The sequence below is a fragment of the Paraburkholderia sp. UCT31 genome, from assembly GCF_014397655.1.
Taxonomy (GTDB): Bacteria; Pseudomonadota; Gammaproteobacteria; order Burkholderiales; family Burkholderiaceae; genus Paraburkholderia; species Paraburkholderia tuberum.
On sequence record NZ_VZQP01000197.1, the window covers coordinates 1 to 802 of the forward strand.

Genomic DNA, 802 nt, shown 5'->3' on the forward strand with positions numbered 1-802 from the left:
CGACCCAAAGCCTGTAAACTGGTTGAGCACCGGATGTTGGCGCACATCGTGGCAGCCAAGCTACAACTGCAGTGGTCACCGCAGCAGATCGCCGGATGGCTCAGACGCGCGTACCCAGACAACGAGGACTACCACGTGTCCCACGAGACAATCTATCGTTCTCTCTTCATACAGGCCCGTGGGGCCCTGAAGAAGGAGTTGCTGGAGCACCTGCGGCGCACCCGGGCCATGCGCCGTTCGCGCCATCACACGCTAAAGACGGAGGATCACGGCAGGATTCGTGACACCGTATCGATCAGCGAACGCCCGGCTAGCGTTGAAGACCGCGCGGTACCGGGCCACTGGGAAGGTGATCTGCTGTGCGGTAGCGGCAGCAGCCAGATTGCGACGCTCGTCGAGCGCCAGACACGCTATGTCATGCTGGTGAAGATAGCCAGCAAGGACAGCGAAACGGTCATCAATGCGCTCATCAAACATGCCAGCAAGTTACCGCAGGAACTCTACAAGTCGCTCACCTGGGATCGGGGGACGGAGATGGCCGGGCACAAGCGCTTCACCGTCGCCACCGACATTGCCGTCTACTTCTGCGACCCGCAACATCCCTGGCAGCGTGGGTCGAATGAGAACACGAATGGACTATTGAGGCAGTACTTCCCGAAAGGTACCGATCTGTCAGTGTATTCGCAGGCCAAACTCAACGCTGTGGCAAGACGACTGAACGAGCGTCCAAGAAAGACACTGGACTACGAGACGCCCGCCGAACGATTCCAGCAAACTATTGCATCCACCGGTTGAATCCGCC

Annotated in this window: 1 protein-coding gene; it reads left to right on the forward strand. The window is 59.0% G+C overall.

The window, feature by feature from the left end; translation table 11 throughout:
- The coding region (locus tag F6X40_RS41605; RefSeq protein ID WP_187631907.1) for an IS30 family transposase at positions 1-795 on the forward strand (795 nt) is incomplete at its 5' end.
- Positions 796-802 lie beyond the last annotated feature (7 nt).